The organism is Streptosporangium sp. NPDC002544, from assembly GCF_040295965.1.
GTDB lineage: Bacteria > Actinomycetota > Actinomycetes > Streptosporangiales > Streptosporangiaceae > Streptosporangium.
Genome location: NZ_JBEOWJ010000018.1, coordinates 109,526 through 134,136, shown reverse-complemented (window position 1 = coordinate 134,136; position 24,611 = coordinate 109,526). Strand labels below are relative to the sequence as shown.

At 67.6% G+C, this 24,611-nt stretch carries 22 protein-coding genes and 1 tRNA gene; 17 read left to right on the top strand and 6 right to left on the bottom strand.

Annotation, left to right across the window (positions count from 1 at the left end):
* Nucleotides 1–24 precede the first annotated feature (24 nt).
* On the top strand, nt 25–444 hold the full coding sequence (locus ABT061_RS26575; RefSeq protein WP_350922767.1) for a hypothetical protein: 420 nt from the start codon (nt 25–27) through the stop codon (nt 442–444).
* A 274-nt stretch (nt 445–718) separates the two neighbouring features.
* Nucleotides 719–2,149, top strand: coding sequence for a pyruvate kinase (gene pyk, locus ABT061_RS26570; RefSeq protein ID WP_350922764.1), 1,431 nt, complete (start codon nt 719–721; stop codon nt 2,147–2,149).
* Between the two features lie 80 nt (nt 2,150–2,229).
* On the opposite strand, the gene ABT061_RS26565 is transcribed toward pyk, so the two are convergent.
* The 4 genes from ABT061_RS26565 to ABT061_RS26550 all read right to left on the bottom strand — a co-directional run bounded on the left by ABT061_RS26565 (nt 2,230) and on the right by ABT061_RS26550 (nt 4,705).
* The gene (locus ABT061_RS26565) at nt 2,230–3,036 is read right to left on the bottom strand and encodes a maleylpyruvate isomerase family mycothiol-dependent enzyme (RefSeq protein WP_350922763.1); all 807 of its coding nucleotides are present in this window, start codon (nt 3,034–3,036) and stop codon (nt 2,230–2,232) included.
* A 100-nt stretch (nt 3,037–3,136) separates the two neighbouring features.
* The gene (locus ABT061_RS26560) at nt 3,137–3,727 is read right to left on the bottom strand and encodes a GNAT family N-acetyltransferase (protein WP_350922761.1); all 591 of its coding nucleotides are present in this window, start codon (nt 3,725–3,727) and stop codon (nt 3,137–3,139) included.
* 70 nt (nt 3,728–3,797) lie between these two features.
* Complete coding sequence (locus ABT061_RS26555; protein WP_350922758.1) at nt 3,798–4,568, bottom strand: helix-turn-helix domain-containing protein; 771 nt, start codon at nt 4,566–4,568, stop codon at nt 3,798–3,800.
* A 64-nt stretch (nt 4,569–4,632) separates the two neighbouring features.
* Nucleotides 4,633–4,705 (bottom strand) — tRNA-Leu (locus tag ABT061_RS26550).
* A 93-nt stretch (nt 4,706–4,798) separates the two neighbouring features.
* Between ABT061_RS26550 and ABT061_RS26545 the strand changes: the two genes are divergently transcribed.
* From ABT061_RS26545 to ABT061_RS26520, 6 genes are all read left to right on the top strand, one after another.
* Nucleotides 4,799–5,413, top strand: coding sequence for an ANTAR domain-containing response regulator (locus ABT061_RS26545; protein WP_350922756.1), 615 nt, complete (start codon nt 4,799–4,801; stop codon nt 5,411–5,413).
* A gap of 337 nt (nt 5,414–5,750) precedes the next feature.
* Nucleotides 5,751–6,923: a branched-chain amino acid ABC transporter substrate-binding protein gene (locus ABT061_RS26540; protein ID WP_350922901.1), complete on the top strand. Its 1,173-nt coding sequence runs from the start codon at nt 5,751–5,753 to the stop codon at nt 6,921–6,923.
* A 158-nt stretch (nt 6,924–7,081) separates the two neighbouring features.
* The gene (locus ABT061_RS26535; RefSeq protein ID WP_350922754.1) at nt 7,082–8,050 is read left to right on the top strand and encodes a branched-chain amino acid ABC transporter permease; all 969 of its coding nucleotides are present in this window, start codon (nt 7,082–7,084) and stop codon (nt 8,048–8,050) included.
* Nucleotides 8,047–9,216, top strand: a complete 1,170-nt coding sequence (locus ABT061_RS26530; protein ID WP_350922751.1) for a branched-chain amino acid ABC transporter permease — start codon at nt 8,047–8,049, stop codon at nt 9,214–9,216. The genes ABT061_RS26535 and ABT061_RS26530 overlap by 4 nt, the downstream gene beginning before the upstream one ends.
* Entirely contained in the window at nt 9,213–10,046 is an 834-nt protein-coding gene (locus ABT061_RS26525; protein ID WP_451935899.1) for an ABC transporter ATP-binding protein, read from the top strand. Before ABT061_RS26530 ends, ABT061_RS26525 begins: the two co-directional genes overlap by 4 nt.
* Nucleotides 10,036–10,809, top strand: coding sequence for an ABC transporter ATP-binding protein (locus ABT061_RS26520; RefSeq protein WP_350922749.1), 774 nt, complete (start codon nt 10,036–10,038; stop codon nt 10,807–10,809). The genes ABT061_RS26525 and ABT061_RS26520 overlap by 11 nt, the downstream gene beginning before the upstream one ends.
* A 71-nt stretch (nt 10,810–10,880) precedes the next feature.
* On the opposite strand, the gene ABT061_RS26515 is transcribed toward ABT061_RS26520, so the two are convergent.
* Nucleotides 10,881–11,441, bottom strand: coding sequence for a DUF4352 domain-containing protein (locus tag ABT061_RS26515; protein WP_350922747.1), 561 nt, complete (start codon nt 11,439–11,441; stop codon nt 10,881–10,883).
* A gap of 287 nt (nt 11,442–11,728) precedes the next feature.
* Here ABT061_RS26515 and ABT061_RS26510 point away from each other — a divergent pair, with 287 nt between their 5' ends.
* The 3 genes from ABT061_RS26510 to ABT061_RS26500 are packed head-to-tail and all read left to right on the top strand — an operon-like array spanning nt 11,729 to nt 14,157.
* A complete protein-coding gene (locus ABT061_RS26510) occupies nt 11,729–12,547 on the top strand; it encodes an ABC transporter substrate-binding protein (protein WP_350922744.1) in 819 nt (272 codons plus the stop codon).
* A 3-nt stretch (nt 12,548–12,550) separates the two neighbouring features.
* Nucleotides 12,551–13,399: an amino acid ABC transporter permease gene (locus ABT061_RS26505; protein ID WP_350922742.1), complete on the top strand. Its 849-nt coding sequence runs from the start codon at nt 12,551–12,553 to the stop codon at nt 13,397–13,399.
* Nucleotides 13,396–14,157, top strand: a complete 762-nt coding sequence (locus ABT061_RS26500; protein ID WP_350922740.1) for an amino acid ABC transporter ATP-binding protein — start codon at nt 13,396–13,398, stop codon at nt 14,155–14,157. Before ABT061_RS26505 ends, ABT061_RS26500 begins: the two co-directional genes overlap by 4 nt.
* 207 nt (nt 14,158–14,364) lie before the next feature.
* Here ABT061_RS26500 and ABT061_RS26495 read toward each other — a convergent pair whose 3' ends face one another.
* Complete coding sequence (locus ABT061_RS26495) at nt 14,365–14,790, bottom strand: PaaI family thioesterase (RefSeq protein WP_451955160.1); 426 nt, start codon at nt 14,788–14,790, stop codon at nt 14,365–14,367.
* A gap of 61 nt (nt 14,791–14,851) precedes the next feature.
* Between ABT061_RS26495 and polA the strand changes: the two genes are divergently transcribed.
* The 6 genes from polA to ABT061_RS26465 all read left to right on the top strand — a co-directional run bounded on the left by polA (nt 14,852) and on the right by ABT061_RS26465 (nt 24,010).
* The gene (gene polA / locus ABT061_RS26490) at nt 14,852–17,545 is read left to right on the top strand and encodes a DNA polymerase I (RefSeq protein ID WP_350922737.1); all 2,694 of its coding nucleotides are present in this window, start codon (nt 14,852–14,854) and stop codon (nt 17,543–17,545) included.
* A gap of 226 nt (nt 17,546–17,771) precedes the next feature.
* On the top strand, nt 17,772–18,896 hold the full coding sequence (locus tag ABT061_RS26485; protein ID WP_350922735.1) for a polysaccharide deacetylase family protein: 1,125 nt from the start codon (nt 17,772–17,774) through the stop codon (nt 18,894–18,896).
* Between the two features lie 220 nt (nt 18,897–19,116).
* The gene (rpsA, locus tag ABT061_RS26480; RefSeq protein WP_350922732.1) at nt 19,117–20,613 is read left to right on the top strand and encodes a 30S ribosomal protein S1; all 1,497 of its coding nucleotides are present in this window, start codon (nt 19,117–19,119) and stop codon (nt 20,611–20,613) included.
* A 91-nt stretch (nt 20,614–20,704) separates the two neighbouring features.
* Nucleotides 20,705–21,160 carry a GNAT family N-acetyltransferase gene (locus tag ABT061_RS26475; protein WP_350922730.1) on the top strand — a complete coding sequence of 152 codons (456 nt, stop codon included), beginning with the start codon at nt 20,705–20,707 and terminating at the stop codon, nt 21,158–21,160.
* Between the two features lie 411 nt (nt 21,161–21,571).
* On the top strand, nt 21,572–22,171 hold the full coding sequence (gene coaE / locus ABT061_RS26470; RefSeq protein WP_350922728.1) for a dephospho-CoA kinase: 600 nt from the start codon (nt 21,572–21,574) through the stop codon (nt 22,169–22,171).
* Nucleotides 22,172–22,435: 264 nt separating this feature from the next.
* Nucleotides 22,436–24,010, top strand: coding sequence for a metallopeptidase domain-containing protein (locus ABT061_RS26465; protein WP_350922725.1), 1,575 nt, complete (start codon nt 22,436–22,438; stop codon nt 24,008–24,010).
* The last annotated feature ends 601 nt before the right edge of the window (nt 24,011–24,611 follow it).

Here is a 24,611-nt window from a genome sequence, read left to right as displayed (position 1 = left end):
TCCATCTCGTCACTGTGAGGACCCATGAGACTTCTAGCGCGCCCACACCAGCTTCCACCCCGAACCGCCGCCGGTGTGTTCATCCTGAACTCGGGGCTGAGCAAGTGGTCCGCCGACGAGGAGACCGCCGCGGGGGTCCACGGGATGGCGGTGGGGACCTACCCGTTCCTCAAGAACATCAAAGCGACGCGGTTCGTGAGACTGCTCTCCACCGCGGAGATCGCCCTGGGCACGGCACTGCTGGTCCCCGTGGTGCCCTCGCTGCTGGCGGGCGCCGGGCTGACCGCCTTCGCCGGAGGGCTGCTCGGGCTCTACCTCAAGACACCGGGCATGCGGGAGGAAGACAGCCTGCGCCCCACCCAGCAGGGCATCGTCCTCGCCAAGGACGTCTGGCTGCTGGGCATCGGCGCCGGACTGGTCGTGGAGGAACTCGTCTACGAGTGACCCGCGCCTCCGTCCCGTCCGGTCCGTCCCGTCCGGGGAGCGGGGCCGAACCGAGGGGTCTCCGGCACCCGCGCTGTGGAACCTGAGGTCGCCAGGGGAGCGGCCCGGGCAGGCGGGGATCTGTGCACCTGATGAGAAAGATCGCGGTGCGGGTGACGTGCGGGGCGATTCGCAACCTTCCGTTCACCCAGGGTAGCGTTGTGTCACCGAATTTTTCATCGCTGCTATGACCAACGTCACGACCAAGTGGTCTGTACCAATTAGGGTGGGATCCGTGACTCGTCGCGCGAAAATCGTCTGCACTCTCGGCCCCGCCACCTCCTCTCCCGAACGTCTCCGCGAGCTGATCGCGGCCGGGATGGACGTGGCCCGTTTCAACCTCAGCCATGGCAGCCACGAGCTGCACAAGGAGGTTTACGACAGGGTGAGGGAGGCTGCCGCCGAGCTCGGACGTGGCGTAGGTCTGCTGGCCGACCTCCAGGGCCCCAAGATCCGGGTCGGCAAGTTCGAAGAGGGCCCCGTCCGCCTCGGCTTCGGTGATGTCTTCACGATCACCACCGAGGAGGTCCCCGGCGACCGTGAGCAGGTCTCCACCTCCTACCTGGGGCTCCCCAAGGACGTCCACCCCGGAGACAGCATCCTGGTCGACGACGGCCGGGTCCGCCTGGAGGTGACCCGGGTCGAGGGCCAGCGCGTCACCACCCGCGTGATCATCGGCGGCATGATCTCCGACAACAAGGGCCTCAACCTGCCGGGCGTCAACGTCAGCGCCCCCGTCCTCACCGACAAGGACGAGACCGACCTGCGCTGGGCCCTGCGCACCGGCTTCGACCTGGTCGCGCTCTCCTTCGTCAGGCGTCCCTCCGACGCCGACGTGGTGCGCAACATCATGGAGCAGGAGGGCATCCGCCTCCCGCTGCTCGCCAAGATCGAGAAGCCGCAGGCGGTGGAACGGCTCCCCGAGATCATCGAGGCCTTCGACGGCATCATGGTCGCCCGCGGCGACCTCGGCGTCGAGCTGCCCCTCGAAGAGGTGCCCATCGTGCAGAAGCGGGCCATCGAGCTCTGCCGCGAGAAGGCCCGCCCGGTCATCGTCGCCACCCAGATGCTCGACTCGATGATCACCGCACCGCGCCCCACCCGGGCGGAGGCCTCCGACGTCGCCTACGCCGTCATGGACGGCGCCGACGCGGTCATGCTCTCCGGGGAGACCTCGGTCGGCAACTACCCCATCGAGGTCGTCGAGACCATGAGCCGCATCGCCACGACCGCGGAGAAGAGCTCACTCCAGGCCACCCACAGCCTCGACCGGCTGCCGGAGACCACCGGCGGCGCCATCGCCCGCGCCGCCGCCGAGGTCGGCGCCATCGTCGGAGCCAAGGCGCTGGTGGCGTTCACCATGTCCGGTGAGACCGCCCGCCGCCTGGCCCGCTACCGCTCACCGATCCCGCTGCTGGCCTTCACCTCCGCCAGCCACGTCCGCAACCAGCTCGCGCTGACCTGGGGCGTGGAGACCTTCGAGGTGCCGTTCGTCCACCACACCGACGACATGGTCCGCCAGGTGGAGGCCTCGCTGCTGGCCCACTCCCGCCTGGAGAAGGGCGACAAGGTGGTCATCGTCGCCGGCTCGCCTCCCGGCACCGCGGGCTCCACCAACGCCCTGCGCGTGCACACCATCGGGGCGGCGGTCTCCAACCCCTCCTGATCGACACACCAGCGTACGGCCACCGCTCCGGCGGTGGCCGTACCCGTCTTCGCCGGCCGTCCTCCGACGACCGGCGAACGTCAGATCCCCGGAAACACCCGCCGCAGGTCGTCCAGAGTGACGCCGTCACCGGTGACGGTCACCGACGGCGGGGTGTGCTCGGGAGCCAGCCTGCCGCCGAGCAGACGCACCCACGCCTCCGCCGAGAGCGACAGGGTGTCGGCAGGCTCGGGGACCTCGCTGAAGCCGACGGTCTCACCGAGAGTGAGGCCCAGCACCCGCTCGGGGTCACTCGTCTCGACCCGGAGGGTCGTGGCAAGGCGCGGATCGAGGGCGTCGGGCCTGCCCAAGAAGCCGATCATGAAATCAAGCGGCCCGGAGTACAGATCGGTCAGCACCCCGCTCGTGTCCGGCGCCACGGTGGCCGCCGGGTCGAAGGCGACCATGATGTCCCAGGAGTGCAGGGCAGCCTCGTTCAGCCGCATCCCGGCCACCAGAGCGACATCGCCGGGCGCGGGCAGGAAGCTCAGCTTGACCCGGAGCCGTTCGCGGGCTTCCGCGTCGAGACCCTCGAAGGTGGAGACGATCTCCGCGTCCACGACGAGGAAGTCCTTGGCCTGCCCCTCGGGGTCCTTCGCGTTCCAGCGATCCCAGACCTCGTGGTTGAAATCCTGGCCCGGAGTGTCCTGACCGCCCAGCGCCGCCCGCAACGCCGCCAGACCGATCTCGGCGCCGCTACCGAGGTGGCTGAGCACCTGGGCGACGGTCCACTCCGAACAGGCCGAAGGCCGGGTCAGGTCGGCGGCGTCCAGGCCGCGGACGAAGGCCGCCAGCCCGTCATGGGTGGCGCGCAGGGCCGCGATGGTCCTGTCAGCGAGTGTGCTCATGATTCTCCTACCGAGATGGGTGGTCGCCCCGGACCCGCACCGATTCCTACCCGCCGTCGCCCGGGTCACCATCATCCTGCCCCGCACCCGGCACTCACGGTCAGGTCCCCTCGTACTCCCACGTCCGCAGCGCTATCGGCCGGCCCTTCTCCTCAGCGGGAACCGGTGGCGCGTCCGTCAGGCGGTACCCCGCCGCACGGGCCACCGCCACGCTCGCCGCGTTACCCGCCTCGATCTCCAGCAACAGCCGCGACACCCCGACCGTGTCCCGGGCGAACTCCGTCATCACCCGCACCGCCCCCCGCGCCAGCCCCCGCCCCCGGAAGGCGGCCCCCACGCTGTAACCGATCTCCGCGACATCCAGGCCAAGACCGCTCAACATCAGCAACACCTCACCCATGGGCTCACCCCCGTCCACGGTGATCGCCAACTGCAGCCGCTCCCCGGCCGCCCGCCGCTGCCGGGCACGTTCCAGATAGGCCCGCGCCGCCTGCGGGCCGAACGGCGAGACCAGCGGCGTCCAGTACGCCACCTCGGGGTCGTCGAACAGCTTCACCATCGCCCCCAGGTCGCCGTCCTCCCACTCCCGCAGCACCACCCCGTGCCCGCGGAGCCGCACCCCCTCCGGAAGACGCACCCGCCCCGCACCGGGACCGCTCAGCTCCGCCTGGCCGTTCTCCACGATTCCCACGCATCCCCCTCCGTCACGCCGTCTTGCGAGCAACCTACTCGCCCACCGGGCCGCCCCTCGCCGAACCACCTCAGTACTTCGGCCCCACGAACTCGTCCAACCGCTCAACGGCCGCTCGCCTGGCCACGGAGATGGTGTTGGGCTTGGAATAACGCCATGCCACGCCCAGCATGTCGAGCGCCTCGCCGCAGAGATCGAGGATGTCCCGGGACTCGTTCACGAAGAGGTAGCGCGGATACTCGTACCAGTGGGTCTCGCCGGGTAACTGCCGTCGAACGCGGTTGATGATGCGACAACCGTCGGAGTGCATCAGCCCTCGAACGAGATGGCCCGGATTCGCTGCGACGATCTGACGTTGCCAGGCTTCCAGTTCGATCAGGCGAGTGTGCTTCTTCCCTGGCCCATGTTGTGGGAACAAGTGCGGCCAATGCTTGGAGAAGGAATTGATTTCGGTACAGCCCTGTCTGGGCAGCATGCGGACCTTGTTGTCCGGTCTGATGGATATAAGTGCCTTAATGCACTCTTCCTGTAGTCCTGGCCATGTATCGGCGCACATGATGCGCAATGACCACACTTGCTTGGAAGGGTCGCCGATGGTGCTGATGTAGCCGTCTCCAAGGTAGAGGCCGAGAAGGTAGGCGTACTTGTCTGGTGGAGCGGGAAGTTCCGGAATCTCCAGGCAGCGAGGGCAGGAAGCCACCCGTCGGACTAGGTGGTCCGGACGTTCCCGCCATGCCCTGACGGTCGACCGTGAAATGCCGGTGCGGCGGCTGACCGCGCTGATCGTCTCGCCCGAGTCGAGGAGATTGCGAACTCTTTCACGGATAGTTACGTCGTACATACGGAAAGTGTTTCAGCTGGGTACGACAAAAACCGCCCAGCCATGTGGCTGGGCGGCTGAAGCGTGCCCCGGGTGGGATTCGAACCCACACTGTGCGCTGTTTGAGAGCGCCCTCTCTGCCGTTGGAGTACCGGGGCTTGTTCAATTCAAGGTGAGCAATTGCATCATAACGCTCTCATGCTTCGCCCTGACGTGGTTCCAATCTAGCGGACGTCGGTACTCTCTTGCTCGTGAGTACGCAGCGGCGAGTGGTGATCGCGGAAGATGAAGCACTGATCCGTCTCGACCTCAAGGAGATGTTAGAGGAAGAAGGATACGAGGTCGTCGCGGAGGCCGGGGACGGGGAGTCGGCGGTCAAGCTGGCGATGGAGCAGCGGCCCGATCTGGTGATCCTGGATGTGAAGATGCCCGTCCTGGACGGGATCTCGGCGGCCGAGCAGATCGTGTCGCAGCGGGTCGCGCCGTGCCTCATTCTCACGGCCTTCTCGCAGCGTGACCTGGTGGAGCGGGCGAGGGACGCCGGTGCGATGGCGTACCTGGTGAAGCCGTTCACGAAGTCGGATCTGGTGCCGGCGATCGAGATGGCGGTCAGCAGGCATCAGGAGATCGCCGCGCTGGAGCGGGAGGTCGGGACGCTCTCCGAGCGGTTGGAGACGCGCAAGCTGGTGGAGCGGGCGAAGGGTCTGCTGATGGAGCGGCACGGGTGGAGTGAGCCGCAGTCGTTCCGGTGGATTCAGAAGGCGTCGATGGATCGCAGGCTGAGCATGCGGCAGGTTGCGCAGATCGTGGTCGCGGACGCGGATCGGGGCGGGGGTGGCTCCGAGATGGGGGCGGAGGAGCCCTGAATCGGACTCTCCGGTTCTTTTCGCAGGCCCGTGCCTGTCGGGGGTGTGGCTCGCGGAGGAGGCGATGTGGACTTTCCGGGGGCCGGTGTGATGGCCGTTGGGGCGGCGAGGTCGCCGGTGACCATGGCTTTTGCGGCTGATAGCCGAAAAGGATCGGTGTTATAAAGAAACGGTAACGGCGGGCCGTCCTGTATCGACCCGTGACATCGGCTGGCTGTACTAACCGACACAACCCCCTGGCCACCCGCCAGGGAAGGGCATCTGTGAACCCGGTCCTGACGAGGGAACGGGCGAAAGGAAGGCAACCTTGCGGCCTAAGACTGCACGCCTCGGTGGAGTGCTTGCCGCCGGTGTGGCGCTCACCCTCGGTCTCGCTGCCTGCGGTGACGGTGGTACGGAAGCCACGCCGGCTGAGGGTGGCTCCAGTGCTGCCGCCCCCGGTACCATCAAGCTTGGCTTCATGGGGGACCTGACCGGCGCCAATGCCGGCATCGTCATTCCCCCCCGGAACGGTGCGAAGCTCGTCATCGACGAGTACAACAAGACCAACCCGGCTGTGAAGATCGAGCTGGTCGAATACGACAGCCAGGCGGACCCGTCGAAGGCGGTCGCCCTGGCCCAGCAGGCGATCAAGACCGACAAGATCGTCGGCCTGATCGGTCCTGCGTTCTCCGGTGAGTCCGCCCAGGTGGCGCCGGTGCTGGAGGAGGCGAAGCTGCCGAGCGTCTCGGCGTCCGCCACCAACGCCGCGCTGTCGGCGAACGGTTGGAAGTACTGGCATCGGGTGCTGCCGAGTGACAACGTTCAGGGCCCCGGTATCGGTGACTTCATCGCGACGGGCCTCGCCGCGAAGAACGTTTTCGTCATCGACGACAAGTCCGAGTACGGCAAGCCGCTTGCCGACGCGGTCAAGGGCGCGCTTGAGGCCAAGAGCGTGAAGCTGACGACCGACTCGCTTGACCCGACCGAGAGTGACTTCTCCTCGGTGGTGAACAAGGTCGCGGCCGCCAAGCCTGACGCGATCTTCTTTGGTGGTTACTACGCCGCGGGCGGCAACCTGCTCAAGCAGCTCCGCGACAAGGGTGTCAAGGACGCGAAGTTCCTGTCCGGTGACGGTTCGCTGGACAAGGGTCTGATCGACGGCGCCGGTGCCGCGAACGCCGAGGGCGCGCTGGTCGGCTGCCCGTGCTACATCGCGACCCCGGATGTGACCGACGCCAAGGTGAAGGCGTTCGCCGACTCCTACAAGGCCGCTTACAGCGCGGACCCGGCGATCTACGCGGCCGAGGGTTACGACGCCGCGACGGTCTTCGTCGAGGCGATCAAGGCGGGCAACACCACTGCTGAGAAGATCAACGAGTTCATCTCCACGGTGGACTTCGCGGGTGTCTCCAAGCAGGTCAAGTTCGAGGCCAACGGTGAGGTCTCGGCGAAGGACATCTACATCTACCAGGTCAAGGATGGTGCCATCGGCCTGCTGGGCAAGGCCACCGAGGCCAAGCTGGGTTAGTCCGGCGCTGAAGGAGATTAGGTAGTCGGCGCGTGAGAAGCGGGAACGCGCAGCGCGTTCCCGCTTCTCGCGTACTTCCAGAGAGTCCACGAGGTTCTGCTGGAGGCGGTGTGCTACCCGGAAGTGCAGGCGACCCCCGCTAGAAGTGGTAAACCCTAGTGCTCAATGACTTCATCAATCAGTTCTGGCCGGCGACGATCGACGGCCTGGCCTTCGGCTCGATCTACGCCCTGATCGCACTCGGCTACACCATGGTGTACGGCGTGCTGCGGCTGATCAACTTCGCGCATTCAGAAGTTTTCATGATCGGCACGTTCGGCGCGATGCTGGTGCCGTTCGTGTTCGGCATCAACTCGGCGCTGACCGGCATCGCGTTGGTCGGTGTCGTGTTGGCGATGATCCTGGCCGGCATGCTCGCCTCGGCGGGCACCGCGATCACGCTGGAGCGGATCGCCTACCGGCCGCTGCGCAAGCGCGGCGCGTCCCGGCTGGCGGCGCTGATCTCGGCCATCGGCGCCTCGATCTTCCTCCAGGAGTTGTTCGCGCTCCTGGTGATCCCGAATGTCTTCAACCGTCCGGAGCAGGGTCGTATTCAGATGGCTCTGCCCCGGCTGATGGAGCGGAGCGAACTTTTCTCGATCTTCGGGCACCCTGTCCGGATCGACCAGATATTCGTTATCCTCGCGGCGATCGGCATGATGATCGCGCTGGACGCCCTGGTGAACCGCTCGAAGATCGGCCGAGGTATTCGCGCTACCGCGCAGAACCCCGAGGCGGCCGTGCTGATGGGCGTCGACATCAACAGGATCGTCCGGATGACCTTCCTCATCGGCGGCGGCATGGCCGGTGTGGCGGGTGCGCTCTATCTGATCTCGTACGAGAACACGCACTACTTTGTCGGATTCCTCTTCGGTATCAAGGCGTTCACCGCGGCGGTCCTGGGTGGCATCGGCAACCTGCGCGGCGCCCTGGTGGGTGGAATCACGCTCGGGCTGGTGGAGAACTACGGAGCCATCTTCTTCGGCTCCGACTGGAAGCACGTGATCTCCTTCACCATCCTCGTCTTGGTCCTGATGTTCCGCCCCACCGGAATCCTCGGTGAATCACTCCAGCAGGCGCGCGCATGAACCAGAAGAATTCCCTGGCAGGTATCCGCAATGGCCTCGGCCGCTTCGGCGACGCCATGCACGATCGCTGGCTGAGCACTCCCGGCTGGCAGCGCTGGGTGCTGTACGTGCTCCTGATCGTCGGGGCGCTGCTGCTGCCGTCGGAGAGTCTCGCCCCCTTCATGTCGCCCTACACCGACTGGGCGAGCATCCTGTTCTTCCCGATCGGGACGTATGTGGTCCTGGCGATCGGCCTGAACGTGGTGGTCGGTCAGGCGGGTCTGCTCGACCTGGGTTTCGTCGCGTTCTACGCCGTGGGCGGTTACGCGATGGCGCTGATCGGTACCCGGCTGGGCTGGAACTTCTGGCTCATCCTGCTGGTCGGCATCGGGATCTGTGCCCTGTCGGGCCTCACGCTGGGCGCTCCGACGCTGCGGTTGCGCGGTGACTATCTGGCGATCGTCACGCTGGGCTTCGGTGAGATCATTCGGATCACCGCCCGTAACACCGACGAGATCGGTGGCCCGAACGGCATCCGCGGCATTCCGCACCCGCCGAGCATCGAGGACTTCCAGCTCTTCGGGATCAACTTCTCCGAGGTGTTCGGAGTGGATCCGCTCAAGTACGGCGTGCTGGACCCGCGTCCCTACTACTACCTGCTGGTCGCGCTGGCCGTCGTCGTGATCATCCTGGTCAAGCGCTGGGAGAAGAGCCGGGTCGGTCGTGCCTGGGCGGCGATCCGTGAGGACGAGGACGCGGCCGAGGTCATGGGCGTGCCGACGTTCCGTTTCAAGATGCTCGCCTTCGCGATCGGTGCCTCCATCGGTGGCGCGATGGGCGTGCTGTGGGCGGCGAAGGCCATCTCGATCAACCCGAACGACTTCCAGTTCCTGCTGTCGGCGACGATCCTGGCCGCGGTGGTCATGGGTGGTTCGGGCAACCTGCCGGGTGTCATGCTGGGTGCCTTCCTGGTGGCCTGGCTGCCCGAGCGGTTCCGTGGCCTGCAGGAGTACCGCATGCTGATCTTCGGCGCGGTGCTGGTGGCGTTGATGATCTTCCGTCCGGAGGGTCTGCTGCCGTCGCGTCAACGCAAGGCGGAGTTGCAGGAGGGAACAGGCGGGATGGGTACGCTCGGGGCCGAGGTTCCCGGGCCCGATTCGCAGGTTGAGGAGGTGGCTTCCAAGTGAGCGCCGAGGTGAATCCGGCCACTGTGACCTCGGAGGTGGCACAGCCGGAGCGGAGCGGCCGCACCATGTTGGAGCTGCGGAACCTCGTGATGCGGTTCGGCGGTGTCACGGCGCTGCGCGAGGTCGACCTGACCATCAAGGAGGGGGAGATCTTCGCGCTCATCGGCCCGAACGGCGCCGGCAAGACCACGGTCTTCAACGTGGTGACCGGGGTCTACCAGCCGACCGAGGGCGAGGTCCGGTTCCTGGACGAGAAGATCAGCGGCGTCAAGCGCTTCAAGATCACAAAGCGGGGTATCGCCCGCACGTTCCAGAACATCCGCCTGTTCCACAACATGACGGCCATCGAGAACGTCATGGTGGGCGCGGACGCGCACCACAAGTCGGGCATGGTCAGCGTGGCGCTGGGGCTTCCCTGGCACCGCAGGGCCGAGCGCGACGGGCGTGCGCTGGCGATGGAGCTGCTCGACTTCGTCGGCATCTCGCACCGCGCGCAGGACCACGCCAAGAACCTGCCCTACGGTGACCAGCGCCGTCTGGAGATCGCCCGCGCCCTGGCGACCAACCCGAAGCTGCTGCTGCTGGACGAGCCCGCCGCCGGTATGAACCCGGCGGAGAAGGTGGCGCTGCAGCAGCTGATCCGGGATATCCGGGACGCCGGGCGGACGATTCTGATCATCGAGCACGACATGAGCCTCATCATGGGCATCAGTGACCGCATCGCGGTGCTGGACTTCGGCCAGAAGATCGCCGATGGCCTGCCGGACGAGGTGCGGACCGACCCCCGGGTCGTCGAGGCGTATTTGGGAGCTCCCGCCGATGCTTCTTGAGGTCAAGGACATCCATGTCCACTACGGCAAGATCGAGGCGCTCAAGGGCATCTCGGTCGAGGTGAACGAGGGCGAGATCGTCACGCTCATCGGGGCGAACGGGGCGGGTAAGACCACCACCCTGAAGACGATCTCGGGCCTGCGCCCGCTGTCGTCGGGGCGCATCACCTTCGACGGCAATGACATCAGCAAGATGCCCGGTCACCAGCGGGTCGTCGCGGGTCTGGGGCAGGCGCCCGAGGGCCGGGGCGTGTTCCCGGGCATGACGGTGCAGGACAACCTGCTCATGGGCGCCTACACCCGCTCGGGTGATTTCAGCGCCGACCTGGACGAGGTCTACGAGCTGTTCCCCCGCCTGCTGGAGCGCAGGACCCAGATGGGCGGCACGATGTCCGGAGGTGAGCAGCAGATGCTCGCCATCGGCCGCGCGCTGATGGCCAAGCCCAAGCTGCTCCTGCTCGACGAGCCGTCGATGGGTCTGGCGCCGCTGATCGTGCAGCAGATCTTCTCGATCATCGAGGAGATCAACCGCCGGGGCACCACGGTGCTGCTGGTGGAGCAGAACGCCCAGCAGGCGCTGAAGCTGGCCCACCGCGCCTACGTCCTGGAGACCGGGCAGGTGGTCAAGAGCGCGCCCGCGGACGAGCTGCTCAACGACCCGGCCGTGCAGGCCGCCTATCTGGGTGGTGGAGCGGCGCACGACCTGGTCGAGGAGGCGGCGGGTGCTCCCGGCTCCGCCTCCGCTTCGGAGGAGCCGGCCTGATCCGTGCCTTCCATGGCAGGGGGCGGGCCCGCCGCGCGTCGGCGCGGCGGGCCCGCCCATGCCGGGGAGGCTCAGGACAGTGGCACCCGCACGCCGTCGGTGGTGCCCCCCACGCCGAGGGGCGGGTCGCCGAACAGCCTGATCGCGGAGACCTGCGCCTCGGAGGGGACGTCGTACCACAGGTCCATTTCGATTCTGACTCCGGCACCGAGCGGGAGCGTGTCCGGCTGCCGCTTGGTGGCCTGCGCGAACCGGTCGATCGTGTGGACGGTGCCGTCGGCGGTGATGAGCTGCTGCCGCTTGGCGTCGAAGCGGGAGTTGGTGCGCCCGGGGTTCTCCACGAGGATCCGTACGACCACGTACTGGCCCTTGGCCTGCCACTCGGCGTGGCTGCCGAAGAAGCCGCTCAGGCCCTTCTGCAGGCCGATCACCTGGAACCGGGTGTCGCCGTCGGTCACCGGCGCGGCCCGGATGGGGCTCTCGCCCGGCCGAACCGGGCGCGGCGGGAGTTCGTAGGTCGGGGTGGGGGTGGCCGAGGGGGAGGCGGATGCGGCCGGTTCCCCTGCGGTGCAGCCGGACAGGACGGTGACGGCGAGAGCGACACCGGTGAACAGGATCAGGGGGGCGCGCACATCGGGCAACGTAACCGAGTCGGACCCCGAAGTTCAACGACCGGCCCGGCCGGCGTTGACGATCCGGCAAGTGTTCGCATTCCGGTCCGCGGCTGGAGCAGGGTGTGGATTGGGGGACTCCTGACACGGTTGTTGTCCGAATTGTGTCATACCGGTGATCTGCACGATTATGCAGGTGATGGAGCATGACCTGCATTGAGGTATCCATAAAAGAAGCGACATTTGACCGTAAGGAGGCCTTTGTGGGCCTGAGTTTTGTTTCCCGTCGTGCACTCACGGTGGGCGCCATGGTCGTCGCCGGTGCGCTCGGCCTTGCGGCCTGCGGTGGTGGCGAGACCACCAGCGCGAGCCCGAGCGATGGTGCCTCGGCAAGCGCTCCCGCGGCCGCGGCCGGCCCGCAGGTGATCACCCCTGGCAAGCTGACCACCTGCACCAACCTGCCCTACGAGCCCTTCCAGTTCAAGGAGGGGGAAAAGGTCGTCGGTTTCGACGTCGACATCGTCGACCTGGCGGCCAAGAAGCTCGGCCTGACGCAGGAGATCGTCGACATCGACTTCGCCGTCATCAAGAGTGGCGCGGCGATGGCGGCGGGCAAGTGTGACGTGGCCGCCGCCGGTATGACGATCACCGAGGAGCGCAAGGCCAACATCGACTTCTCCGAGCCCTACTTCGACGCCACGCAGGCACTGCTGGCCAAGAAGGGAGCCGGCGTGGCGACCCTTGACGAGATCAAGGCCAAGGGCCTCAAGCTCGGCGCCCAGGCCTCGACCACGGGCCTCGACTACGTCAAGGGCAAGGGCATGGACCCGAAGGAGTTCGCCGACTCTCCCAAGGAACTGCTCGGCCTGCAGTCCGGACAGGTCGACGTGATCGTCCAGGACCTTCCCGTCGTGCTGACCTGGCTGAAGAAGCCTGAGATCGCGGAGAAGTTCGAGCTGGTCGCCAGCCTCGACACCGGCGAGCAGTACGGCGTCGGCCTGAAGAAGGGCGCCGACCCGGTCCTGCTCAAGGCGATCAACGACGCGATCACCGAGGCCAAGGCGGACGGCACCTACGAGCAGATCTTCGTCAAGTGGTTCGGTAAGAAGCCCGGGGAGCTCGGCTAACCGATGACGGACCAGCCAACGACGACCGAGCCCACTCCCGGCGGGGGTGCTCCCGCCGGGAGTGGGCTCAGTCCCCGTAAGAGACAGCAGATCAGCCGCGCCGTCCAGTACGTCGTACTGGCGGCCGTGGCCGTCTTCCTGGCCCTGACCATCGAGTGGGGCGAGCTCGGAAAGAACTTCGCCAGGCTCGACGTCGCGGAGAAGACGCTTCCAGAGCTGTTCACGATCGCGCTGAAGAACACCATCATCTACTCGGTCGGTGGGTTCGTCTTCGCCTTCCTGCTCGGTCTGCTGTTCGCGCTGATGCGGATGTCGTCGGTGCGGCCCTACCGGTGGATCGCGATCGCCTACATCGAGATCTTCCGCGGCCTGCCCGCGCTGCTGATCTTTCTGCTCATCCTGTTCCTGCCCCTGGCCCTGAGCGGCTTCCAGGTGCCGGGCGGCACCTACGGCGAGGGCATCCTGGGTCTGACGATCGTCGGTTCGGCCTACATGGCGGAGACGCTCAGGGCGGGCCTTCAGGCGGTGCCCAAGGGGCAGATGGAGGCGGCGCGCTCGCTGGGCATGTCGTACACGCGGGCCATGGTCTCCATCGTCATCCCGCAGGCCGTGCGCATCGTGATCCCGCCGACGACCAACCAGTTCGTCTCCCTGCTCAAGGACTCCTCGCTGGTGCTGTTCCTCGGTGTCTCCGGTGACTACGTCGAGCTCACGAAGTTCGGCAACGACATGGCCTCGACCCATGCCAACGCCACGCCCATCCTGGTCGTGGGCGTGACATACCTTCTGGTCACCATCCCGCTGGGCTATCTCGCGTCCCGGCTGGAGAAGCGCCAGGCGAAGGGACGGTGACTCCGGTGAACCACGCGGTTGAGATCCGTGACCTGCACAAGTGCTTCGGCAAGCTCGAGGTTCTCAAGGGCATCGACTTCGCCGTCGACCCCGGCCAGGTGGTCTGTGTCATCGGCCCCTCGGGGTCGGGCAAGTCCACCCTGCTGCGCTGCGTGAACCTGCTGGAGCAGCCGACGTCGGGCAAGGTGGTCGTCCACGGAGTGGAGCTGACCGACCGCGACGTCGACATCGACGCCGCCCGCCGCGGCATCGGGATGGTCTTCCAGCAGTTCAACCTCTTCCCGCACATGACGGTTCTGCAGAACGTGATGATCTCGCAGCGCCGGGTGCTGAAGCGGGGCAGGGCCGAGGCCGAGAAGATCGCCAGGGAGAACCTGGACAAGGTCGGCATCGGTGAGAAGTGCGACGCCTACCCCACCCAGCTCTCCGGCGGCCAGCAGCAGCGGGTGGCCATCGCCAGGGCGCTGGCCATGAGCCCGGCGCTGATGCTCTTCGACGAGCCCACCTCGGCGCTCGACCCCGAACTCGTCGGTGACGTGCTCACGGTCATGCGCAAGCTCGCCGAGGAGGGGATGACGATGCTCGTGGTCACCCACGAGATGGCGTTCGCCCGCGACGTGGCCGACCGGGTGGTCTTCATGGACGGCGGCGTGATCGTGGAGGACGGCCCGGCGGAGCAGGTGATCGGCGCTCCGCGGCACGAGCGCACGAAGACCTTCCTGCGCCGGGTGCTCGACCCGACGCACACGGACATCTGAGTTCCGTCTCTCAAAGGCCCGCACCCGCCCGGTGCGGGCCTTCGCGCGATGAAGGTCGAAGCCCAGGGAGCCCGGGGGAGGCCTTTGGCGCCGTACGGAGCTTCCCCGACCCCGTACGTTTTCTACTCGGCCTCCCCGCGGGCATCGCCGTCACCCACCGTAGCGGAATCATCGCTCGATGACGGCAAAAAGGCGGTCCGGGTGTGTTCAGACGTCGCGCAGCATGCAGGTGAGGCGCGCGCTGCACACCCGGCGGTCGCGCTCGTCGACGATCTCGATGTCGTAGGTGGCGAGCGTGCGGCCGCCGTGCAGCCGGGTGGCCACGCCGGTGACCAGCCCCGAGGTGGCCGAGCGGTGGTGGGTGGCGTTGATCTCGATGCCCATCGCGATCCGCCCGGGGCCCGCGTGCAGTGCCGCGCCGACCGAGCCCAGCGTCTCCGCCAGCACACACGAGGCACCGCCGTGCAGCAGGCCGTACGGCTGGGTGTTGCCCTCGACGGGCATCGTGCCCGTCACCCGCTCGGGAGTGGCCTCGGTGATCAGGATGCCCATCCGCTCCACCAGCGTGTTCTGGTGTGAGGCGGCCAGCAGTTCCTCGATGCGAGCGGCCTCGTCGGGGTCTGTCATGGTCAAGGGGACGTCTCCTGTCAGGTGAGTCAGGCGTTCTGTCGTACCAGGAGACTAGGCTTTCGCTGTGCCGAAGAACGAAGCGACCCCCACTCGTCCGTGTCTCCTGCTGCTGGATGGGCATTCACTCGCCTATCGGGCCTTCTACGCCCTGCCGGAGGAGAACTTCTCCACCACCACGGGCCAGACGACCAACGCGGTCTACGGGTTCACCTCGATGCTGGTCAACGTGCTCCGCGACGAGCGGCCGACCCACGTGGCGGTCTGCTTCGACCGTTCCGAGCCGACGTTCCGCCACGAGGAGTACGCCGACTACAAGGCGAACCGGAGTGCGAGTCCGGACAGCTTCCGCAGCCAGATGAGCCTGATCCACGAGGTGCTCGACGCGGTGCGCGTGCCGCACCTGTCGCTGGCCGGATACGAGGCCGACGACCTGATCGCCACCCTCGCCACCCGCGCCGCCGAGCAGGGCATGAACGTGCTGATCGTCACCGGCGACCGCGACGCGCTGCAGCTCGTCGACGAGCGGGTCACCGTGCTGATGACCCGTGTCGGCATCAGCAACATGACCCGCTTCACCCCCGAGGCCGTCCTGGAGAAGTACGAGCTCACCCCGGCGCAGTATCCCGACTTCGCGGCCATCCGCGGCGACTCCAGCGACAACCTGAAGAACATCCCCGGCGTGGGGGAGAAGACCGCGGCCAAGTGGATCCGCGAGTTCGGCTCGCTGGAGGAGCTGGTCAACCGGGTGGACGAGGTCAAGGGCAAGGTCGGTGACAAGCTCCGCGACCACCTCGACCAGGTGCTGATGAACCGGCGCCTGACCCAGCTGATCCGCGACGTCCCGCTGGAGCAGGAGATCTCCCGGCTGACGGTCGGCGCGGCCGACCGCGACGAGATCAACAAGATCCTCGACACGCTGGAGTTCCGCGGCGAGATCCGCGACCGGCTGTTCAAGACGATCGGCTCGCCCGAGGCGGAGACCGAGGAGGGCTTCGAGGTCGAGGTCGTCACCCTCGGCCCCGACGAGGTGGACCCGTGGCTGCGCGCGCTGCCCGAGGGCCGCGCCGGCCTGGCCTTCAAGGGCGCGTACGGCAGCGGCACCGGCCGCGTCGACAGCATCGCCGTCGCGGCGGCCGGAGCCGGGGCCGCGTTCATCGACCCCACCACGCTGACCGAGGCCGACGAGGCGGCCCTGCGCGCGTGGCTGGCCGACGCCTCGAAGCCCAAGGCGGTGCACGACGCCAAGGGCCCGATGCTCGCGCTGTGGGCGCAGGGCATGGAGCTGCGCGGCCTCACCTGCGACACCGCGCTCGCCGCCTACCTGGCGACGCCCGGGCAGCGCTCGTTCCCGCTGGAGGACCTCGTGCGGGTCTATCTGCGGCGCGAGTTGCGCAGCGAGGCCGACAACGGCGGCCAGACCAGCCTCTTCGACGACCAGGACGACGACGGCGCCCGCGACCTGGCCCTGCGGGCACTGGCGGTCGGCGAGCTCGCCGACGCGCTGGAGGCGTTCCTGGAGCCGCTGGGCGGCATCCGCCTGATGCGCGACGTGGAGCTGCCGCTCGTCACCGTGCTGGCCGAGCTGGAGCGGGCCGGCATCGCCGCCGACCGGGAGTATCTCAGCGGCCTGGAGGCCGAGTTCGGCGCCGCGGTCAAGCAGGCGGTCGAGGCGGCGCACGCCTCCGTGGGCGGTGAGCAGTTCAACCTGGGCTCGCCCAAGCAGCTTCAGGAGATCCTGTTCGTCAAGCTCAACCTGCCCAAGACCAAGAAGACCAAGACGGGCTACACCACCGACGCCCCCGCGCTGGCCTGGCTGGCCGCCCAGACCGAGCACGAGCTGCCGACGATCATGCTGCGCCACCGCGACCAGGCCAAGCTGAAGGTCACGGTCGAGGGCCTGATCAAGGAGATCGCCGACGACGGCCGCATCCACACCACCTTCAACCAGATCGTGGCGGCCACCGGGCGGCTCAGCTCGGAGAAGCCCAACCTGCAGAACATCCCGATCCGCACCGCCGAGGGCCGCCGCATCCGGCAGGGCTTCGTGGTCGGCAAGGGCTTCGAGACCCTGCTGACCGCCGACTACAGCCAGATCGAGCTGCGCATCATGGCCCACCTGTCCGGCGACGAGGCGCTGATCGCGTCCTTCGAGTCCGGGCACGACTTCCACCAGGCCACCGCGGCCCGGGTCTTCGACATCGAGCCCGAGCAGGTCACCGGGGAGATGCGGGCCAAGATCAAGGCGATGAACTACGGCCTGGCCTACGGACTGTCCGACTTCGGGTTGTCGGAGCAGCTCAACATCCCCGTCTCCGAGGCCAGAGCGCTCAAGGAGGGGTATTTCGAGGAGTTCGGCGGCGTCCGCGACTTCCTCAACGCGATCGTCGCGCAGGCCAGGAACGACGGCTACACCGAGACGATCATGGGGCGGCGCCGTTACCTGCCCGACCTCAACAGCGACAACCGCCAGCGCCGCGAGATGGCCGAGCGGATGGCGCTCAACGCGCCCATCCAGGGTTCGGCGGCCGACATCATCAAGGTCGCCATGCTCAACGTGCAGGGCGCGCTCAAGGAGGCGGCGCTCGGCTCCCGGATGCTGCTGCAGGTCCATGACGAGCTCGTCTTCGAGGTGGCCCCCGGTGAGCTGGAGACGTTGCGCGAGCTGGTCACGGACCGGATGAACGCCGCCTACGCCCTGCGTGTCCCGCTGGCCGTCTCGGTGGGCGTCGGCCGCACCTGGGAGGACGCCGGACACTGACGGCCGCCCCCAGGGGCCGGGGACCTCGCGCGAGCCGGTCGCCGACCGGATGAACGCCGCCTGCTCCCCGCGGGTCCCGCCGGGTGCCGGGCACCGACGACCACCTCCGAGCGGGCGGGTGACCGCCCCTCATGGAGGGCTGAACTCCACCGATTGGTCGGGCCTGTCCGAGTCTGTTCTAGGCTGGTGATCCAGTCCGAATAAGCTCGATGGGCCTGGGAGTGTTGTGCGGAGTTCAATCCCCCTGACGCAGATCATCATGCTCACCAATGTGGTGGTCGTCGCGGTGGCGGTGGTGGTGCTCCTCGTGCTTCCCGCCCCACCTGCCCCATCCGGCGCCCCGGGCGCCTCCGGGGCGGGACAGGCGGCGCCCGGTCCGTCCCAGCCGCCCGCGACGCCCTCGCCGACCCCTGACCTTCCCTCGGCCGAGCTGCCGCCGCCGGTCACCGCCACGGCGGAGTTCGCGCGGCAGGTGAAGGCCAACGAGGCCGGCATGGTCCCGATCCTGATGTACCACCGGATCATCGGCAAGCGGCTGGCGTCGATCGACCGCACGCCCGCCCAGCTGCGCAAGGAGCTGGAGATGCTCGCCAGGGACGGTTACGTGCCGGTCACCGCGCGGGAGTTCGCCGCCGGGAGGATGGACATCCCCGCGGGCAAGTACCCGGTGGTGCTGACCTTCGACGACGGTCACCCCAGCCACTTCGCGCTGGAGGCGGACGGCACCCCGGCCAGGAACACCGCGGTCGGAATCATCTATCAGGTGGCAAAGAAACACCCAGATTTCCGGCCCGTCGCCACTTTCTGGGTCAACCAGCAGCCCTTCGGCCTGCAGAACGCCAAGGATCAGGCGCAGGCCGTGCAGTGGCTGACCTCGCGGGGTTTCGAGGTGGCCAACCACACCTGGGGCCACCCCTACCTGCCGGGCCTGCCCAAGAAGAAGATCGCCGAGCAGCTCGCCAGGGTCGAGCGGCTGCTGAAGCAGCTCGGCGTTCCCCCCTCCGAGACGATGGCGCTGCCGTTCGGCGCGATGCCCCGTAAGAGGTCCACGGTGCAGTCGGGAAGGTGGCAGGGAGTCTCCTACCGGTTCAAGGCCGTCTTCCTGGCCGGTGCCGAGCCGTCGGTCTCGCCGTTCACCAAGAACTACGACTGGCGATCGGTCCAGCGGATCCAGAGCAATGGTAAAAAAGGCGAGTGCCGGAAATGGTGTTCCCAATACTGGCTGGAGTGGCTGGACAAGCACCCCCGCCAGCGCTACACGGCGGACGGCGACCCCGAGCGCATCTCCATCCCACGGGGGCTTCGGGGTAGTATCAGGGCTGACCGGAGAGAAATGATCAACGCCTATTAGGCGAGATCGTTATCCTTTCGGCACGCGGGAGCGTAGTGTCGTCGGATTGACCATACCCGTCTCGTCTCATATGCTGATCGCTGCGTTGTGGGCTCGCGCGTGTCTCGGACGGAGTGGGCTCGCGCTCGATCACGCCGATGTGAATTCTTCGGCTGACGGTAAGAAGCCTGCCGCGCGTTCGCCACATCGACATCTGTCCGCGTTCGGAGCAACTCCACACATGACGAGCAGCACTGAGGCCACCTCGAGCACCCCGCAGGTAGCGGTCAACGACATCGGCTCCGAGGAAGAGTTCCTCGCAGCGATCGACCTGACCATCAAGTACTTCAACGACGGCGACATCGTCGAGGGCACCGTCGTCAAGGTCGACCGAGACGAAGTTTTGCTCGACATCGGCTACAAGACCGAGGGCGTCATCCCCTCGCGTGAGCTCTCGATCAAGCACGATGTCGATCCGGCGGATGTCGTCGAGGTTGGCGAGCACGTCGAGGCCCTTGTTCTCCAGAAGGAGGACAAGGAAGGCCGCCTGATCCTGTCCAAGAAGCGCGCTCAGTACGAGCGGGCCTGGGGCACGATCGAGAAGATCAAGGACGAGGACGGCATCGTCACCGGCACCGTCATCGAGGTCGTCAAGGGTGGTCTCATCCTCGACATCGGCCTGCGTGGCTTCCTGCCGGCGTCCCTGGTCGAGATGCGGCGCGTCCGCGACCTCCAGCCCTACGTGGGCCGCGAGCTCGAAGCGAAGATCATCGAGCTCGACAAGAACCGCAACAACGTGGTTCTGTCCCGCCGTGCCTGGCTTGAGCAGACCCAGTCCGAGGTTCGCCAGACGTTCCTCAACACCCTGCAGAAGGGTCAGGTCCGCAAGGGCGTCGTCTCCTCGATCGTCAACTTCGGTGCGTTCGTCGATCTCGGCGGCGTCGACGGTCTGGTCCACGTCTCCGAGCTCTCCTGGAAGCACATCGACCACCCCTCCGAGGTCGTCGAGGTCGGCCAGGAGGTCACCGTCGAGGTGCTCGACGTCGACATGGAGCGCGAGCGCGTCTCCCTGTCGCTCAAGGCGACGCAGGAAGACCCCTGGCAGCAGTTCGCCCGTACCCACCAGATCGGTCAGGTCGTCCCGGGTCGCGTCACCAAGCTGGTGCCGTTCGGTGCGTTCGTCCGCGTCGAGGAGGGCATCGAGGGCCTGGTCCACATCTCCGAGCTGGCCGAGCGCCACGTCGAGATCCCCGAGCAGGTCGTCCAGGTCGGCGACGAGATCTTCGTGAAGATCATCGACATCGACCTGGAGCGCCGCCGGATCTCGCTCTCGCTCAAGCAGGCGAACGAGGGTGCGATCGGCGCCGACGTCGAGTTCGACCCCACGCTGTACGGCATGGCGGCGACCTACGACGAGTCGGGCAACTACATCTACCCCGAGGGTTTCGACTCCGAGACCGGCGAGTGGCTCGAGGGCTTCGACAAGCAGCGCGAGGAGTGGGAGCGGCAGTACGCCGAGGCTCAGACCCGCTTCGAGGCTCACAAGAAGCAGGTCGAGGAGGCCCGCAAGGCCGAGGCCGAGGCGGGCGAGGCTGCCCCCACGTCCTACTCCGGTGAGACCCCGTCCACTGGTGCCAGCAGCTCCAGCAGCGGCTCCTCCGCTCCGGCGGCGGGTGCCCTCGCCTCCGACGAGGCTCTCGCGGCCCTGCGCGAGAAGCTCGCGGGCGGCCAGAGCTGACCTGTGCGGTAGAAGTTCCAACGGAAGGGCCCCGCTCCGGCGGGGCCCTTCCCGCGTTTCCTGCCCCCTGCCCGCCCGCTAGGGTGGCGCCGTGGCCGTGATCGAGTGGGCGGAGCCCGAGGACGCGGGCGAGATCCTGACCGTGCAGCGCGCCGCCTACGTGGGCGAGGCCCAGCTCTACGGCGACCCGTTCATCGCGCCGCTGGTGGAGTCGGCCGGCCAGGTCCGCAGGGCGGTCGAGACGGCCATCGTGCTCGTCGCCCGCGACCGGGCGCGGATCGTGGGCGCGGTCCGGGGCCGGATGTCCGGCACGACCTGCCTGGTCGGCCGCCTGGTGGTCGCCCCCGACAGGCAGGGCGCGGGCATCGGTGGCGCGCTGCTGGCGGCACTGCACGACGAGGCCGCCGCGGCGCTGGCCTTCGACCTGTTCACCGGGCACCTGTCGGAGGGCAACCTGCGGCTCTACCGCCGCCACGGCTACCGCGAGACCCGCAGAGAGCGGATGAGCGACCACCTGACGCTGGTGCACATGCGCAGGGAGCTGTAGGGCACTCAGACGCCCTCCGGTGCGGCAGACGGCAATAAGGGCCGTACCCGCACGAAAGGGTGGCAGGCGCCACCTCCAGCGCCGCGAAGAGCGGCTCTGGTCCGTCTGTCGACGGGCTGGCAGGGATGTGCGAGACGGGGGAGACGCCGACCGCCCTGTTCCGGTGCGGCAGATGGTCTCCTGAGGCCGTACCCGTACGAAAGGGTGGCAGGCGCCACCTCCAGCGCCGCGAAGAGCGGCTCCGGTCTGTCCGTCGACGGGTTGGCAGGGATGTGCGAGACGGGGGAGACGCCGACCGCCTTGTGCGGCGGCGGAGGGCGAGGTGGCCTTCCGGGGCGGTCTCGGCCCGGCCCGCCATGATGCGAGGACCGCGCTGCCGGCGGGCGGCCCGTACCGCGTATGCTGCGGATCATGTTGAAGGTGGGTCTTACCGGCGGTATCGGGTCGGGCAAGAGTGAGGTCTCCCGGCGGCTGGCCTGCCGAGGCGCCGTGGTCATCGATGCCGACAAGATCGCCCGTGAGGTGGTCGAGCCGGGGACGCCGGGCCTGGCGCGCGTGGCCGGGGTCTTCGGCACCGAGATCCTGCGCGAGGACGGCTCGCTGAACCGGGAGAAGCTCGGCTCGATCGTCTTCGCCGACTCCGAGAAGCTGGCCGCGCTCAACGCCATCGTGCACCCGCTGGTCGGCGCGAGGGTCGCCGAGCTGCAGGACCAGGCGGCCCCCGGCAGCATCGTGATCTACGACGTCCCGCTGCTGGCGGAGAACCGGCTCGCCCCCATGTACGAGGTGGTGATCGTCGTGGACGCCGCCGACGAGGTGCGCGTGGCCCGGCTGGTCGAGCTGCGCGGCATGAGCGAGCAGGACGCCAGGGCCAGGCTCGCCGCCCAGGCGACCCGCGAGGAGCGCCTGGAGATCGCCGACATCGTGGTGCCGAACGAGGGCACCCTGGAGGAACTGGAGGCCAGGATGGACGGCCTCTGGAAGGACCTCACCACCCGCGCCGCCGCCTGAACGAGGTTCGGCCGGGCAGCGGCCCCCGTTGTCGCACGCTCGCCCCACGATGCCGGGTGGGCTTGTGAACCACTGGGAAGGAGACGGCTCGAGACGCGCGCTTCGGGGCACTCCAACGCCGTCCGAGACTGTGATTTGACGGTCGTTTCGTGGGCGACGGCAGGAGCCGGGAAGCAGTCGGCGGGGCTGCCATTCACGCGCAACTGAGCAACAAGCGGCGGTTGGGAGCCTGGCCTGGTTTCAGGCGTTTCCCAAGGAGGATCCGTGCGCTTACGAAGATCGTTCCTGACCGCCGCGATCGCGCTGCTCGCTCTGATCTGCGTGCCCGCCCTACCGGCCCAGGCGTACCCGGTACAGGGCGACCTGCCCTGGTCGGTGCTGCTGTGCAAGTTCGCCGACCGTCCGGAGGAGCCCAAACCTCCGCAGTTCTTCCGGGAGCTGTTCACCGACGCGGGCAAGGGCCTCGGCGGGTTCGCCGACTACCTGGCCGACCAGTCGGGCGGCCGGACGAGCGTGGCGGGATCGGTGGTGAAGGGCTGGTACACGATGCCCTTCACGCTGGAGCAGGCCAGGACCAAGGGCCGGTGGCAGAGAATCGAGGACTGCGTGCAGACGGCCGCCGCCGCCGGATACACCGTTCCGTCCAACCACTGGACCGCCGTCATGATCAACGCCCCGGTGGACTCCGGCAGCTGGGGAAAGCGGGTACTGCTGGACCCGCTCGCCTGGAACCTCGGCTTCACCACCCACGAGATGCTGCACGGCTACGACAGGGACCACTCCTTCTCCGACGACCCCACTTTCCGCCTGGTCGACTGGGCACAGATCGGCGAGTACGACGACCAGTGGGACATCATGAGCGCCATGCACATCCACAGGTACGAGACGGAGAGGTTTGGCACCAGCGCGGTCGGCCTCAACGGTCCCACCCGTGACGAGATGGGCTGGCTGGAGCCACACCGGATCGTCACGCTCGGCGCGGACGGTGTGGCGAGCCGGACCGTGCGCCTCGTACCGCTGGACCAACCCAGCAAGATCGGCACGCAGATGGTACGCGTCCCGTTCGACGTCGCCGACCCGTTCCACTACTACACGGTGGAGTTCCGCAAGAAGACCGGCCAGAGCGCCGGCATCCCCGCCGACATCGTGCTCCTGCACGAGGTCAAGAACGGCGTGTCGTACCTGCTGAAGGACCGGATAACGCGCAATCCCGTGACCTCGCTGAACACCAATGGGGTCAGCATCTCGATCGACTCCGTGGGGCAGGACGAGGCGGTCGTCACGGCGAGCACCGGCATCACGCAGAAGTGCCTGGATGGCTACGTCTACCGCAAGGCGACCTACGACGACCTGGTGTGCGTGACACCGGCCGTCTATGAGCAGACCCAGGCCGACACCGCGGACGCCTCCAATTGGGAGGAGAACGGCAAGTGCATCCCCTCGTACACGCGGCGACTGGCCACGCCGTCTGACAAGGTGTGCGTGCCCTCCAGCACGCGCCGTCAGGTGGTCTCCGACAACGCCACCGCCGCCTCGCGGATCAACCCGGCCAGGCTCGTCCTGGGGCCCAACGCCTGCAAACCGGGCTACGTCTGGCGGGGAGCCGACAGCTTCGACCAGGTCTGCGTCACCCAGGAGATCCGCGACCAGGTGATCGCCGACAACATGATGGGGGCCGGTCGCTGGACGGACCCGTACGGGTCGCGCACCTGCATCCAGGGCTACGTCTGGCGTGAGGCCTTCGCCGGCGACAACATCTGCGTGACACCCGACCGGCGCGAACGCGCCCTGCGTGACACGCACACCTCCTGGGAGCGGGTCCTGCGCCCAGCGGGTTAGCACGGCAAGCCGACCAGTCCGGCATCCAGCGGGTGGCCACAGGATGCCGCCGTCGTGAAGATGGGACGAGAGCGGCTCTCCGCTCCCGGCGGTGCTCTCTGTGTCAATCTCAAATGGGGCACCTGGGAATGAAGTTCTTAGAGGGCGTCCGATGCCCGGGCTCCTGCTGCGTTCGGCGCGTCAGGCGGTCGCACGGGTTCGATGAGCGGACGGGTCGCCGGGGTACGGCCGCTGCTCGGGCTTCGGCGTACCGCCCGGTGTGTCGGCCGCCCAGACCCGTTGGGGCATCCGGTGCCGAGGTCGGCGCGGAGGTACGGGTGCCGATGCTTACCTTCATGTTGACCGGCACCGTACTGGTCGTGGTGCGTGTGCCTGCCACCGGGGCGGCACTGCTACCCACCGCCTGAACCGTCAGGGCGGTCGATCGCCCACCCGGCTTTACTGAACCTGAAAGTTTGACGTGACACACGATCATGCCTCTGAACTGCAGCGACAGGAAGTCTCCAGGTAGCGCCCGCCTTTGATCGTGTCAGTACAGCGGCATCGGCGACTGGCTCATGTGATGGGACCCTGCTCGTGTACCGCATTCAGCGGTGTTCAC